Annotated in this window: 11 protein-coding genes and 1 pseudogene; 11 read left to right on the plus strand and 1 reads right to left on the minus strand. The window is 68.2% G+C overall.

The window, feature by feature from the left end:
- From DI573_RS11030 to DI573_RS11080, 11 genes and pseudogenes are all read left to right on the plus strand, one after another.
- A pseudogene (locus DI573_RS11030) lies at positions 1-457 on the plus strand (hypothetical protein); the annotation flags it as partial.
- Between the two features lie 104 nt (positions 458-561).
- Positions 562-3,690 carry a choice-of-anchor D domain-containing protein gene (locus DI573_RS11035; protein WP_292814042.1) on the plus strand — a complete coding sequence of 1,043 codons (3,129 nt, stop codon included), beginning with the start codon at positions 562-564 and terminating at the stop codon, positions 3,688-3,690.
- Complete coding sequence (locus DI573_RS11040; RefSeq protein WP_292814016.1) at positions 3,687-6,923, plus strand: malectin domain-containing carbohydrate-binding protein; 3,237 nt, start codon at positions 3,687-3,689, stop codon at positions 6,921-6,923. The genes DI573_RS11035 and DI573_RS11040 overlap by 4 nt, the downstream gene beginning before the upstream one ends.
- Positions 6,924-6,932: 9 nt before the next feature.
- Positions 6,933-8,135, plus strand: coding sequence for a glycosyltransferase (locus DI573_RS11045; RefSeq protein ID WP_292814019.1), 1,203 nt, complete (start codon positions 6,933-6,935; stop codon positions 8,133-8,135).
- On the plus strand, positions 8,065-9,198 hold the full coding sequence (locus tag DI573_RS11050) for a glycosyltransferase (RefSeq protein ID WP_292814022.1): 1,134 nt from the start codon (positions 8,065-8,067) through the stop codon (positions 9,196-9,198). Before DI573_RS11045 ends, DI573_RS11050 begins: the two co-directional genes overlap by 71 nt.
- On the plus strand, positions 9,195-10,190 hold the full coding sequence (locus tag DI573_RS11055; protein WP_292814024.1) for an O-antigen ligase family protein: 996 nt from the start codon (positions 9,195-9,197) through the stop codon (positions 10,188-10,190). The genes DI573_RS11050 and DI573_RS11055 overlap by 4 nt, the downstream gene beginning before the upstream one ends.
- Positions 10,191-10,232: 42 nt before the next feature.
- Positions 10,233-10,553 (plus strand): hypothetical protein, encoded by a 321-nt coding sequence (locus DI573_RS11060; protein ID WP_292814027.1) that lies wholly within the window; start codon positions 10,233-10,235, stop codon positions 10,551-10,553.
- Between the two features lies 1 nt (position 10,554).
- On the plus strand, positions 10,555-10,968 hold the full coding sequence (locus DI573_RS11065; RefSeq protein ID WP_292814030.1) for a hypothetical protein: 414 nt from the start codon (positions 10,555-10,557) through the stop codon (positions 10,966-10,968).
- Positions 10,969-11,061: 93 nt separating this feature from the next.
- Complete coding sequence (locus DI573_RS11070; protein ID WP_292814033.1) at positions 11,062-11,667, plus strand: glycosyltransferase family 4 protein; 606 nt, start codon at positions 11,062-11,064, stop codon at positions 11,665-11,667.
- On the plus strand, positions 11,664-13,163 hold the full coding sequence (locus DI573_RS11075; protein WP_292814036.1) for a lipid II flippase MurJ: 1,500 nt from the start codon (positions 11,664-11,666) through the stop codon (positions 13,161-13,163). The genes DI573_RS11070 and DI573_RS11075 overlap by 4 nt, the downstream gene beginning before the upstream one ends.
- Before the next feature lie 22 nt (positions 13,164-13,185).
- Complete coding sequence (locus DI573_RS11080; protein WP_292814045.1) at positions 13,186-14,265, plus strand: glycosyltransferase family 4 protein; 1,080 nt, start codon at positions 13,186-13,188, stop codon at positions 14,263-14,265.
- Here the strand turns inward: DI573_RS11080 and DI573_RS11085 are convergent.
- On the minus strand, positions 14,241-14,951 hold a 711-nt coding region (locus tag DI573_RS11085; protein WP_292814039.1), incomplete at its 5' end, for a CpsD/CapB family tyrosine-protein kinase. The genes DI573_RS11080 and DI573_RS11085 overlap by 25 nt on opposite strands.

The following is a 14,951-nucleotide window of genomic DNA, read 5'->3' on the forward strand; positions in this document are numbered from 1 at the left end:
CTACAACATCTACCGCGGCACCGAGCCGGGTGTCACCGCCGAGACCGGGACCAAGCTCAACACCGGACTGGTGTCGACGACCGGCTTCCAGGATGACGCCGTGACGCCGGACACCACCTACTACTACGTCGTCACGGCGGTGGATGCCGCGGGCAACGAATCCGAGCCCTCGAACGAGTCGGTCGGCATCTGGGATTCGGTGCCGGACACGGAGGCGCCGGATGCCCCGACGGGCGTGGTCGCTGTTCCGGGTGACGGTGAGGTCGCACTGACCTGGTCGGCGTCCGCTGCCGTGGACACCGTCGGATACACGGTGTACCGCTCGATCGTGCCGGGCGCCGTCCAGGACGGCGAGATCGTGTCGGGCGCACCAACGGTGTACCGGCCGCCGGCTACGCGGCCGACTGGGGCCAGGCCTACGGCCCGCGATCGAGCGCCGGCCAGGGAACCGGACTGACCTACGGGTGGGTCGACGCCGACGGCCACGAGCTCTCGCTCGTCGGAAACGGTCGGGACCGGGGGCGTGCGGGCGTCGATGAACGACTCGACTCCGTGATCCACATGCAGTACGGCGACGTCGACGGCGGCACGGGCACGAACGGCATCAAGACCGAAGGCATCTGGGAGATCGCCGTGCCCGACGGTCTCTACGAGGTGACCGTCGGTGTCGGCGATGAGATGGGCGGCACGGGGTACGACTCGCTGCACGTGATCAACGTCGAGGGCTCCCTCGCGATCAACGGATTCCAGGGTTCGGCCGCGCAGGAGTACACCACGCTCACGACGACCGTCGGTGTCTGGGACGGCCGCCTCACGATCGATCCGGTCGGCGGGACCAACACCAAGCCCGGCTACGTCGAGATCCTGGGGGTCCCCTTCGATCGGCCGCACGTCGAGACCGTCTTCCCCCAGAACCGGGTGGTGGATGCCGACGTGAACGGAGGCGTGGCAGCCGCGATCAAGGTGCCCTACGCGGGCTTCGGCGTCGACGACACCACGATGCCCGGCAATGTCAAGGTCTACCGCGTGGCGGACGGAGCCGAGATCGCCGGCTCGACGAACACCTCGGGCGGCAACGACACGGTCAACTTCGCGCCGGATGTGCCCTTCGCCCCTGCTACGCAGTACCGCTTCGAGGTCACCGGCGGGGTCGCCGACCTGCTCGGCAACCCGTGGGTGCCCTTCTCCTCGGTCTTCACGACCGGTGCGGGCCAGGTGGACCCGGGTACGGGGGAGTTCGACCCGCTCACCAACATCGCCTTCGAGAAGGTCGAGCTGCCCATCGGAGCCGGCAAGTACTGGGCATCGTTCGCCTTCGGTCCCGACGGCAAGCTGTACGGCTCGACGATCGGACAGGGCCTGTTCCGCTACACGGTGGCAGCGGATGGCACACTCTCCAACGAGGAGAACCTCGGCTACCAGGGCATCGCGATCATCGGGCTGCTCTTCGACGAGTCCTCGACCGCGGGCAGCCTCAAGCTGTGGATCACCAACACCTCGGCGAACGTCGGAAACGAGCTGAACCAGTGGGCGAGCGGCATCAGCCTGCTCACCGGTCCGAACCTCGAGAACCGCAAGCAGGTCTTCCACGAGATGCCCCGCTCGCTCTCCGACCACCTCACCAACTCGATGGTCTACGGACCCGGCGGCGACATCTATGTCCTCCAGGGATCCAATCAGGCCGCGGGCGACCTGGACAACTCGTGGGGCCAGCGGGGCGAGCAGCTGCTGACCGCGGCGCTGCTGCATTTCGACCCGGAGCACGCACGCGTGCAGCAGTCGATCGCCGACGCCCAGGGTGATGACCCGCTCTCGGTGAAGACGGCGCAGGGCGGCACCTACAACCCGTATGGCGCGGGCGCACCGCTGAAGATCTACGCATCGGGCATCCGCAACGCGTACGACCTGGTGTTCCACTCGAACGGTCACATCTACGTTCCGACGAACGGAACGGCCGGCGGCGGCAACTCCCCGGGTGTCACGTACAACGCGGCGACGGGGACGTTCACGCGGGTGGCGGCTGCGGGTATCCCCGGGTTCAGCACGGTCAACGGCCAGGATCTGACCGCGGCGTGCCAGGCGCGGGACGCGCGCGACCCGAGCTACACGCCGCGCTCCGTGCCGGCGATCAGCAACCACCCGACGCAGCGCGACCACCTCTACGACGTGGTGCAGGGCGGCTACTACGGCCACCCCAACCCGACCCGCTGCGAGTTCGTCCTGCACGAGGGCAACGACCCGGCCAACCCGCCGCAGTGGGCGGGGCAGGGCGGCTCGAAGTACGCGTCCGGCGTGCTGCCCGAGTCGCACTACGAAGGGGTCGCCTACGACTTCGAGTTCAACAAGAGCCCCAACGGCGCGCTCGAGTACCAGAGCAACACCTTCGACGGTCAGCTCCAGGGCCGCATCGTCGTGGCGCGGTTCTCGAACAACAACGACCTGATCTTCCTGCAGGCGGACCCGGTCACGGGTGAGATCCTGGGCGGGCAGACAGAGGTCGGCATCACGGGGGTCCCCGACACCACGATGCAGGGAGTGGGCGGCTTCAACGATCCGCTCGAGGTCGTCGAGGACGTCCGCAATGGCAACATGTACGTCAACCAGTACGACCGGAGCGGATCGCAGCAGAAGCTGTTCCTGCTGCGTGTGCCCGCCAGCCAGCAGGCGGAGAAGATCACGTCGTCGGTCGATGAGCTCGTCTTCTCTGCGGCCAAGAGCAACGCGGGCAATGCGACGGCGGCGCAGAAGAGCGATGTCGAGAGCGTCACCGTGACCAACCAGGGCACGGAGAGCACGACATTCAGCGCGACCATAGGTGGCACCCACGCGGCCGAGTTCGCGGTCGAGGGCAGCCTGCCCTCGACGCTGGCGGCGGGTGCGTCGGCGACGTTCCAGGTGCGCTTCACCCCCGGGACGACGGTCGGCCAGCGCAGCGCACAGCTGACTCTCGCCGGTGGCGACGGCTCCGTGACGGTCGGGCTCTACGGACTTTCGACGAACGGCATCGAGGGCGGCAACGAACCGACGCTGCAGAACGTCCTCGGCACTCTCGGTTTCGACGTGGATGCCGGCTGGACGGCGCTCGCGGGAGGGATGGAGCCCACCGCCAAGGGCGACGAGATCCTCGAGCCGCTGTTCGTGAAGTCCGGGACGGCCGCGGTCACGTGGAAGCCGCTGGCGCACTACGCGCCGAATGAGAGCATCCCGTTCGGGTGGTACACCGGTGACGGAACTCCCGCCGAGCGCAATCAGGTCGGGGCGATCTCGTCGGCCGGGTACCAGTCGCTCCTGCCGCCGATGACCTCGGCCTCGACGCCGACCTTCGATCCGGGATCCGCGACCTTCGGCTTCTACTATTTCTCGCAGATCTTCAATCGCTACGGCTTCACCGAGGATCGGCTGAACAGCCCGGCCCAGGACGCCCACCGCGCGCGGATCTACCCCGCGGCCAACCGCAACGGGGTGGCCATCCCGAACAGCTACATCGTGGCGTTCGAGGATGCCTCCAACGGCGACTACCAGGACTACATGTTCCTCGTCTCGGGGATCAAGCCGGTCACGGACACGGGGTCGGGTGGCGACGAGATCAAGGTGGACTTCACCACTGCCGCCGGTGACCTGGCCGCGGGATACATCCGTGATCACGGCCAGGCCTACGGTCCCCGCNNGCGGAGAACGCGCCGCTCGTGACACCCTTCATCCCCACCGGGGTGGCGGGATCGGCGACCCGGCACGCGATCGTCAGCGGGACGGTCGAGGTCACCGACGGCGCACTCACCCTCGATGCGCTGGGGGGCACGAACACCAAGATCGCGTTCGTGGACGTCGTGCCGACCGAGATCGTCGACCCCGGCGGCGACGACCCTTCCGACGGCGCGCAGGTCAAGGTGACGTTCCAGCCCTCCGGCACGCCCGTGCCCGCGGGATGGACGGCCGAGACCGGCGGTGCCTTCTCGGAGGCACGCGGCTTCGGCTGGCTCGACGCGGCGAACTCGCAGCCCGTCGATCGCACGATCGCGACGCGCTACCGCACCGCACCGCTGGGCGGGATCGCCTTCCCCTCGGACCCGCGACAGCTGGGTCTCGCCTTCCTCGACAACGCGACACAGCCCACCTACACCAGCGGTGTGTGGGAGTACGCGGTGCCGAACGGCGAGTACGAGGTCGGCGTCTCGGTCGGCGATGCGAACTACACCGACTCGACCCACGGCGTGCAGGTCGAGGGACAGCCGATCATCGAGTCGTTCGTGCCGACAGCATCCACGCCCTTCCAGCTCGGTGTGCGCGATGTGACGGTCACCGACGGGCGCCTGACGATCACCAACAGCGGAACCAACACCAAGATCAACTGGCTCTCGATCAAGGGCGACGGCCTCGAGCCGGGCGGCCCGGTCGTGCCGCTCGCGAAGATCGACTTCCGCCCCGGCGGCACGACGGTGCCGAGCGGTTGGACGGCCGACACGGGTTCGGCGTACAGCGACGCGCAAGGATTCGGGTGGCTCGTCGGCGGGGTCCCGACCGACCGCGGGATCATGACGCGGAACCGGCTCACCCCGACGGCGGGCATCGCCTTCCCGACCGGTGATCCCACACGCCAGTCGCTGATCCTCATGCAGGCCACGACGACCTCCGGCAGCCCCATCACGGGCGGCACCGTCGGGGTGTGGGAGCACGCGTTGGCGAATGGCACCTACACGGTCAGCGCATCGGTCGGTGACGCGGGGTTCCTCGACTCGGTCCACGGTGTCTCGGCCGAGGGCTCTTCGCTGGTGTCGAACTTCACCCCGAGCGGTGCCACTCCCTTCGCGAGCGAGACGGCGACGGTGCTCGTGACCGACGGCAAGCTCACGCTCACCGCGACGGGCGTCAACACGAAGCTCAACTGGGTCACCATCGAGGGGCAAGGGATCACGAACCCGACGATCGGAGTCTCGGCGAACGGCGGCCCGGTCTCGGCGACCTACTCCGGCGGCACGGCGATCGTGACCGCGAATGCCGTGGCGGCATCCGGCGCCACGATCGAGTCCTTCACCTACTCCATCAATGACGGACCCGACACGGCATACAGCGGTCCGATCACCCTCGATGACGCCGGCACCCAGTCGGTCCAGTTCACCGCGACCGACTCCGAGGAGCGCACCACCACGCGCACCGTGACATTCGAGATCCTCGATATCGGCGGCACCGTCGCGCTCGCGAACCAGCAGGTCGTGCGACAGGCGGATGGCACCCCGATGCCCGGCCTCTACGAGGACCTGCTCGTCACACACCGGATCAACTCGGGAACGACGACGCACACGACCACCGAGCAGGCGACCGTGAACGTCACGAACACCGGCGCGAAGGATCTGCGGATCGCCTCCCTCTCCCTGGGCGGCACCCACGGTGCGCAGTTCCAGGTCATCGCACCGACGGGGGAGTTCCCGGTCTTCCTGGAGCCGGGTCAGACGCTGCCTGTCACGGTGCAGTTCATCGGCAACAGCGGGAGCAAGGGTGTGCGCTTCGGCACCCTGACGATCGCCTCGAGCGATCCGCAGTCGCCGAGCACCGTCGTGCAGCTGCGCGGCGGATACATGGGCGCGCCCGAGGGCGGAAGCGAGCTGACGCTGCAGCAGATCTTCACGCTGTTCGGCTCGACCACCTCGACCGGATCCAGCGGCGACTCGCTCGGCAACGGCTCGGAGATGCCGGGCGCTCCGATGGACGGCGACGAGGTGCGCTCCTACCAGTGGAAGAAGCTCGACACGTCCAAGCCCGTGCAGGCGGTGCAATTGGGAGCGTTCCATGGATGCTGCGGCCAGAGCGAGACGATCACGATCAACGGCACGTCCGCCACACATGCCGTCGCCTACGGGCAGGCGATCTACCCGCTGACCTCGGGCGGCGCGAAGGTCGCCCTCACCACCAACCCGGGCGGCAACTTCGGCATCACGATCTCGGGACAGTCGACGACGCAGACGGCGTATATGGCGGTCAAGATGTGGCCCGTCGAGGACGCGACCGGCAAGCCCATCCCGGGTGCGTGGTTCGCAGGGCACGACTACATCTCCTCGCCGAACCAGTGCGGCGTCGGTGCGACCAACTGCGACTACCAGGACAACGTGTACCTCATCACGAACATCCTGCCGGTGTCCTCGTCCGACACGACCGCTCCCGCGGCTCCCGCGGCGCCCGAGGGCGACGCGGACTCCACCGGCGTCGAGTTGACCTGGACCGCGTCGGCTGAGGCCGATCTCATCGGCTATCGAGTCGAGCGATCGAGTGCCGCTGCGGGTCCCTGGGCCCTCGCGAGCGGCACGGGGCTGGTCACGCGCACATCCTTCCGCGACAACGGTGCCGCGGCCGGCCCGACGACCTACTACCGCGTGGTGGCGGTCGACGCATCGGGCAACCAGACCGCGGGAGCCGCGGCATCCGTCGACACGTCGTCGATCACGGCTGCGCCGATCCGCATCAACGCCGGTGGGCCCGCATTGACGCTCGGAGGTGTCTCGTGGGCCGCCGACACCAACTTCTCGGGAGGAAAGTCGTTCAGCAACACCGCCATCGCCGACATCCTCGGCACGACCAGCGATCAGTTGTATCGCACCGAGCGCAGCGCGCTGACGGGCCCGGGCAGCTTCTCCTATGCCATCCCGGTGCCGAGCTCGGGCCAGTATCAGGTGACACTGCACTTCGCCGAGATCTGGCACGGCGCGACGAACGGCGGGCCCGGCGGCACCGGCAAGCGCGTCTTCTCCGTGAACATGGAGGGGGGACCGGTCGAGATCTCGAACCTCGACCTCAATGCGCAGGTTGCGCCCATGACCGCCTACCTCACCAACCACACCATCGGGGTGACCGACGGCACGCTGAACATCGGCTTCAGCTCCACCGTCGACCAGCCGAAGGTGTCGGCCATCGAGATCGTCAAGGTCGGTTAGGGGCGACCGATGACCGGCTTGATCGCGCACGAATGGATCGCGCCGCACGGGGGCGCCGAGGAGGTGCTGTCGCAGATGATGGCCGCCTTCCCGGAAGCGCGGGTGTCATGCCTCTGGAACGACAATCCCGGGCGGTTCGGGGCGACGCGGCTGAACCAGAGCTGGATGAGCAGGACGCCGCTGAGGATGTGCAAGGCCGCGGCGCTGCCCCTCATGCCCGCGACCTGGCGAGCCGTCGACACGCGCGACGCCGAGTGGGTTCTGACGAGCTCGCACGCTTTCGCGCACCACGCGGGCGGCCGCGCGCTGCGCGAGGCGGGGAGGCACTTCTCCTACGTCCACACCCCCGCCCGCTATCTCTGGGAACCCGGCCTGGATCGCCGGGGCGCGGGAGTCCTGGCCGCCGCCGTGCGTGGGCCGCTGCAGCGGATCGATCGTGCGCGCGCGCGGGAGGGCAGCATGTACGCCGCCAACAGCGAGTACGTGCGGCAGCGTCTGCACAGGTTCTGGGGCGTGGACGCGGCGGTCATCCCGCCGCCCGTGCGCGTCAAACTGATCACGTCACGGGTCGACTGGCGCGACGAGCTGGTCGGGCAGGAGCGCGGCGTCGCCCAGCGTCTGCCCGAGGGCTTCGTGCTCGGGGCGTCACGCTTCGTGTCGTACAAGCGGCTGGACCTGGTCATCCGCGCCGCCGAGATCGTCGGACTGCCCGCTGTCATCGCGGGTGCCGGCCCCGAGGAGGCGCATCTGCGGGCCATCGCGGCGTCGGCCACGGTGCCGGTCGTCTTCGTGATCTCGCCCTCGGACGAGTTGCTGTTCTCCCTGTACCAGCGGGCTGCCGTCTACGTGTTCCCCGCCGTCGAGGACTTCGGCATCATGCCGGTCGAGGCCATGTCGGTGGGCACCCCGGCCGTCGTCAACATCGCCGGAGGCGCGCGCGAGAGCGTGGAAGCCCTCGATTCGGGTGAGCTGGCCGACTTCGACTCGCCGTTGTCCATCGAGCGCGCCGTGACGGCGGCACTGCGTCGTGATCGGCACCTCGTCGGGCGCGGAGCAGAGCACTACTCTGAGGCCAGCTTCCGTCGTACATTGCGAAGCTGGATGGGGGTGGACAGTGTCGGAGCGGGAGCGGATCGCAGTCTTGGGGACCGCGGAGTGGGATCACCCGATCGCGACGAACCAGCACTTCGTCGTCACGCAGCTGTCGCGTGAGTTCGATGTCACCTACGTGCAGTCTCTCGGGCTGCGCCGACCGAGGCTCAGCGGCACGGATCTCGCCCGAGCCGCGGGGCGTCTGCGGGGAGGGCGACGAGACGGGTTTCGGCGTCCGCGCCCACAATCCCTCACGGTGTTGTCGCCCCGTGCCGTGCCGTGGCACTCCGGGCTCGGGTCGCGGCTGAACTCGGCGCTGCTGGATTCGCGAGGGGGCACCTGGGCCAGGGTGCGCCCGTTCGATCTGCTGTGGACGTTCAGTCCCGTGACCTACGGACTGGCGGGCGACGCGCCCATCATCTATCACTGCGTCGATCTTCTCGCCGAGGTACCGGGAATCGATCGCCGTGCCATCGCGGAGGGTGAGCGCCAGCTCGCGGGTGCCGGAGCGCCCGCGATCGCGACCTCCCAGGTCGTCGCCGATCATCTGAGCGGGTGCGGCTTCGGCGACCTCCGCATCTGGCAGAGCACCGCACATGTCGGGCCGTTCCTCGAAGCGGGGGTCCGGCCCGCGGCGAGCAGGAATGCCGCGGCGCTGTATGCCGGCAGCATCCGCACGGACAAGGTCGATGTGTCACTGCTGGTTGCGCTCGCCGAGTCCGGGGTCGAGGTCCACCTGGCCGGCCCCCTGTCCGAAGGCGGTGCAGACGGTCGAGCGGCGCTGGCGCGCGTCACCGCCGCCGGAGGCGTGTACCACGGCACACTCGGAGCCGGTGAGCTTGCTCAGCTCGCATCGCAGTGCACCGTCGGGCTGATCCCGTATGCGCTGAACGCGTACACCCGCGGCGTCAGCCCGCTGAAGACCTACGAGTATCTTGCCGCCGGGCTCGCCGTCGTCTCGACGGCGCTGCCCGGGGTCGGCGCTGTTCCTGGACATGTGTGGCGGGAGGGCTCGGTGGCCGGCTTCGTCGCACGAGTGCGTACGACGCTGGCGCTCACGGATTCCGAACGCACGGCGCGGCGCGCGCTGGCCGCGCAGGAATCATGGGACGAACGGCTTCCCGAGATCCTGGCGGTCGCCCGGGCGGAGATCGCCCGGCGACCCGCTAGGGTCGCACCGTGAGGGAGAGGGTCACCGGGGTCCCGAGCGGCGGAGCGTCGCTGATCGCCGTCGTGTTCGTCGTCGTGGCGGTTGCCGCTGCGGGACTGACCTCGTGGCGTGATGATCTCGCCGTGCCCATCGCCGCAGCGGTGGTCGTCGCCGTGATGGCCGTGCTGGATTGGCGCATCCCGGTAGTGCTCGCGGCGCTGGTGCTGCCCACCTCGGTCTCCCTCACGACGCCCGTCGGCTTCGTCGCGGTCTCGGATGCGCTGCTGCTCGCGGGCCTGCTGGGCGCCCTGGTGCGTGGCGACCTGCTGCACGCACTGCGCATCCGGGCGGTTCGCCTCGTCGCCGGGGCATTGGGGGTCTACCTCGGCCTCGCCCTTGCTCTCGGGTTGGCTTCCGGGGCCGAGGGTGTCGTGGTCGAGGTCGCCGTGCGCACGATGTTCTGGATTCCGCCGCTGCTTGCGGGCGCGGCACTCGCCGTCCGGGACGGCGTTCAAGGCGTGCGGTGGATGCTGTCGGCCTACCTCGCCGGTTCGGTCGCCGTCGCCGTCAGCTGGCTGCTGTCGCCGTTCGCGGGCACCGTGTTGTTCACGCACAAGAACGGCGCGGGACAGACCCTCGCCCTCGCCGTTCTGATCATCGCGTCCTCGCTGCGCCCGCGCTCGCGGCCACTCGCCGTGGCGATCGCGATCATCTGCGGGGCCGGCCTGATCGCCACGGGGTCGCGCGGCGCTCTTCTGTCCCTCGCCCTGGGTCTCGTGGTTCTGGCGGTGCTATCGGTGCTGCGGCAGGCGACGCCGGGTCGGATCGTGACGTCGCTGGGTGTGATCATCGTCTCGGTAGCCGTGCTGACAGTGCTCTCGGAAACGATCCTCGCCCGTGTCGCCGCGTTCTCGACGGACTACACGGTGCAGATCCGGTTGACGTTCTGGGCGGATGCGATCGGGCAGACGGTCGGTCGCGAATGGATCGGCAATGGGGTGGGGGCCTACGCGCAGCAATCCTAGTCGCTGCAGCGCGTACTGACGCTCGATCCGCACAACGTCTACGTGCTGACGTACTTCGAAGGCGGCATCCTTCTCCTGATCGCCTTCGCGGCCGCGATGGTGACGATCCTGGTCGTGCTCCTGCGCCTGAGGCGCACGGGCGGCGCGGCGGTGCTGGCTGCGACCATGCAGATCGTCCTGCTCGCCCACACCCTCATCGAAGTGTATTGGAGCAGAGGATCACTGACGCTGCCGATGATCGTGACCGGGTGTGCGGTAGCGCTGGGCGCGCTTGAGAGACCTCGGAGCACCGATCGAGGGACAACGGCTGTTCCTCCGCGGAGCCAGCTCCTCACCGCTGAAGAGATGGGTTCCGTTGGCTGACATGCTGAAGGTGGCCCATGTCGTTCGCCGTGCAGGAATCGGGACCGGTGTCGGTTCAGTGGCCGATGCCGTGTGTGTTCAGATGCGCCGCGACGGCATCGACGCCGTCCTTTTCACCCTCAGGGAGACAGGATGGCGCTGGGGGGAGCCGAAGGGCAAGCTGGCGCCTCTGCTTCGGGTCCTGGAGATTGTGTGGTTCACGGCGGCGGGGTCGGTGATCGCGCGCCTTCGCTACCCGTCGAAGGATGGCTGGGTCGTGTTCAGCCACAACGATGCCCTGGTCGGACAGGTGTACGTGAATCACGGTGTGCTCAGAGAAGCCCTGAGAATGCGTCCGGACACGTCCTGGCGGTGGAATCCGCTGCATCGGTTCCTTCTCGCGCGGGAGTGGTTGCGCCACCGGAGTCGTGGATAGCGACGCATCGTCTGCATCTCCAAGAGTGAGGAAGAAGTGCTCGCGCGACACTATCCGCGCACCCAGGCGATGACGACGGTCATTTCGAACGGCGTGGACACAACCCGGTTCACCGTCCCCAGCGAAGCCGAGCGGAGAGATGCCCGATCGGCCATCGGCGTCGGCGACCAGGATCCGCTGGCCCTCTTCGTCGGACACGAGTTCGACCGGAAAGGTCTGTTCGTCGTGCTCGCCGCTCTCGATGAGCTTCAGGATCTGCGCCTGCATGTCGTCGGGGGTTCCCCCGCTGCGATCGACCGTGCGCGAACGCAGACCCGCGATCGCGGTCTGTCGGGCAGGGTCTCCTTCGCGGGTGTGGGCGACCCGCGAAGCGCCTACGTCGCAGCCGACGTCCTCGTTGTTCCGAGCCGCTACGAGGCTGCTCCGCTCGTCTTGATCGAAGCACTATCCACCGGTGTTCCCTTCGTGTCGGGGACGAGCGGAATCGGCGCCGATCTCATCGCGCAGGGTGCGCCCGGAGTGGCCTGCGACATCGAGTACGAAAGCGTTGCGCGCGCCGTGCGTGCAATGATCTCTCGCCGCTCCGAGGAGGGACGCCCACTTTCTCAAGAGCGATGCCGTGCGGTCGCCTCCCGCTACGACTGGACCCCGATCGCGCGCCAGTATGTCGACCTGGCGCGAGATGTGATGCGCCGGTGATAGACGGCTTCAGGAAGTTGTTCATGGGCGGGGCGCTGGGGAAAGTGCTCGGCATCGTTCGAGAGATGCTTCTGGCAGCGCTGCTGGGTACGAGCGCGGGTGTCGCCTCCTACCGTGTCAGCCAGACGGCCGCGCTGGCACCGATGAACCTCCTGAATGCCGAGCTGCTTGCAGTGGGCTTTCTGCCCCAGCATGCGAGGTTGGCCGACGACCCCCGCCTTGCTTGGGCGCTCTACCGCATGGTGCGAAATTGGGTGCTGATCGCTTGCAGCGTCATCGCGGTCGGTCTGGTGATGTTCGGTCGGCTCTGGGCGGGCATTCTCGCGCCTGGATTCTCCGGTGATGCCGTCACCCTCACCGTGGCCATGATCGCGATCACGGGATCGGCGCTGCCGTTCTACGGCTACGTGAGCGTGGCCTCCTATCTGGCGATGGCGCGCGGCGAGTACCGCATCGCAGCGCTTCGACCCAGCATTCAGAGTCTGGGGCTGATCGCCGCGACCATTGTCGCGTTCGCCACGGGTAGCCCCGCATGGCTCGCTGTCGGATTCCTCGCGGCCTACGTGGGGATGAGCGGGTGGTCCTGGTTTGTGGTTCACAGATTGCAGAGCGGGGCGGCCGCCCTGGCGGCCGCGGAACCGGGGGAGCGTCGAGCCGTTCGCATCGCTCTTTGGCATGCCATGCGACCGTACCTGGTCGTCCCGATCGTCGTGCAGGCGGTCTGGGTTCTCGAGAGGGCGCTGACGAGTTTGATCAGCGTCAGCGCGGTCGCCGCGCTGGACTATGCCCGGGTCATCTCTGAGACCATCATCGTTCTGGTCGCTGCGCCGCTCGGGTTGTCGGTCCTGGCCTCCTCCGTGCGAGGCGCGCACACCGTGAAAGAGGTCGCTCGAATCCTGCTGATCTTCGGGGTCATGGTTTCGGGGGTGATCGTCGTCGCCACTCCCACATTGGTCACCGTCGTCTTCGGTCGCGGTGCATTCGGACCTGAATCGGTTGCGGTCACGTCGGCATTTCTCCTCGGCCTGGCGCTCGGATTGTGGGCGCAGCTCGTCGCCTACGTGCTCACGCGATTCCTGAACGCGGAAGGCAAGAACAGGATGGCCGCGCTGGCCGTGGGGATCGGATCCGGGGTCACGGTTGTCGCCGACATCATCCTCTTCGTACCGCTGGGACCGCTCGGTATCGGGCTGGGATCGTCGCTGGGCGGCATGGCGCAGATGATTGTCGTGGTTGTCGTCCTCCGTGTGAGCAGAATGCTTCTGTCGACGGCGGCGATGCTGGCTCCGCCCTTTGTGGCCTGTGTCGCTATCGCGTTCACGGTGGACGGATCGCCGGCCGCGCGCGCGCTGTGGGCCGCCGGTGTCTTGGCCTTGTGGGCGGTGTGGGTGGTCGGGATCGCACCCCTGCGTAGGGCGACACTCGACGCGTGCCGACGGCTGCTCGGACGGCATGTTTCACACACTCGTTCGGTGAAGGGTTCAGCTGGTGGATGACGTCCGGCTGCGCGTAGCGCTTGTGTGCGCGAGCGAGACCTATGGCGGAGCGGAGCTGTACCTGCAGCGCGCCGCAGATGCTCTCGTGAGGCGTGGGCACGAGGTCGTCTTGATCGGACGGGTGCCGGGGTTCGAAGGTGCGCGCATCGACGTGGGGCTAGGTGACAAATGGTCACGACGGACGCTTCCGTGGGCATGGATCCAGCTGCCGGCGGAGCGACGGCGAGTTCTCAGTGCAGTGCGGGCTGTCCGGCCTGACGTCATTCATCTGCAGTTCAAGCGAGAGCAGATCGGGATGACTCGCGCGCTCTCGCGGTTCGCGCCGGTTGTCTGGACTGAGCACGGCCGGATGGAACGGGGCGTCGCTCAGATCGTGCTGGGCATGGCGTACAGACGCGCTGCCTCGCATGTCCGGGCCATCAGCGCGGTCGCCGCAGGCGTGGCCGACGATGTCATCGCCCGCACCGGACGCACGAACGGGTTGAGCGTTCTGGAGAACGGCGTCGATACGACCAGGATGGATGTGCCTTCGGCACGTCGACGTGCGGAGGCGCGAAGGCAGCTCGGAATCGATGATGACCGACCGGTCGCGGTATGGGTCGGTCGTATGCACCCGGCGAAGCGGCCAGGGCTTGCGGTGGACATCGCGCGGGACTGGTGGGGACACGTGGTGATGGCAGGCTCAGGTGTCGCGCTGCCCGCCCTTGAGGTGTCCGCACGAACGATTCCGAGTGTCACGATCTTGGGGCACGTCGAAGAGCTGTCGGCGGTGTATTCCGCTGCGGATGTGCTGCTGGTCACCTCGGCGTCCGCGGCGAGGGAGGGGCTCCCGACGACCATCCTCGAGGCGGCCGCATTCGGGGTTCCGACGCTTGCCTCCCGCGATGCGGGCGTGGATGACGGCGTCCTCGCCGCGGGAGGGCGACTTGTCGAATCAGGCGCCGACGCCGCCCGGTGGCGCACAGAGCTGGACGAGCTTGTTGCCAGCTCGTCTAGCGGTCGCCCACGTGCCTGGGCGGAGGCTCACTCTCTCCCGGTGTGGGAGGACGCGATCTGCCGGTTCTTCGAGGCCGCAGGCTACGAGAAGGGCGCTTCGCGGTGAGGCGTGCCCTCACGACCTGCCGTTGACTCCGTCCTGGCAGCGCCCGCCACTCCCGCCGACGCCTCCGCAGCGGCGTGGGAGACGGACCAACCGGTATCGGGCACCGAGGCGCTGTACGTGCCGTAGGAGCCGTAGCCGTAGCCGTAGGCATCGGGTCCGCGAGTGGGGGCCATCGAGAGGACGACGCCCGCGACGGTGGCGCCGACCGCGCGCAGTCCCTCGAGCGACTCCTGCAGCTGGTTGCGCGTCACGCGACCGGCGCCCACGAGCACGAGCGCTCCTCGCGTCTGCTTCGCGAGGACGGCGGCGTCCGAGACGGGCAGGAGCGGCGGTGCGTCGATGATGACGACGTCGTAGGCGAGCGAGAGCTGTGCGATGAGCTGCTTCATCCGCGGGGAACTCAGCAGCTCGCTGGGGTTCGGGGGAATCCGGCCGGCGGGCAGGACCGAGAAGCCGCGCGGTGCCATGTCGATGACGACATCCTCCACGCGGGCTCGCCCGATGAGGACGTCGGTCAGCCCGAGGCCACCCTCGATGCCGAGATAGACATCCGTCTTCGGGCGCCGCAGGTCGGCGTCGACGAGCAGGGTGTGGGTCCCGACGTCGGCAAGGGCTCTGGCGATGTTGATGCCGCTCGAGGTCTTGCCTTCGCCGGGAACGCTGCTGGTGATGACGAATGTCGTCGG

The sequence above is a fragment of the Microbacterium sp. genome (genome assembly GCF_003248605.1).
GTDB lineage: Bacteria > Actinomycetota > Actinomycetes > Actinomycetales > Microbacteriaceae > Microbacterium.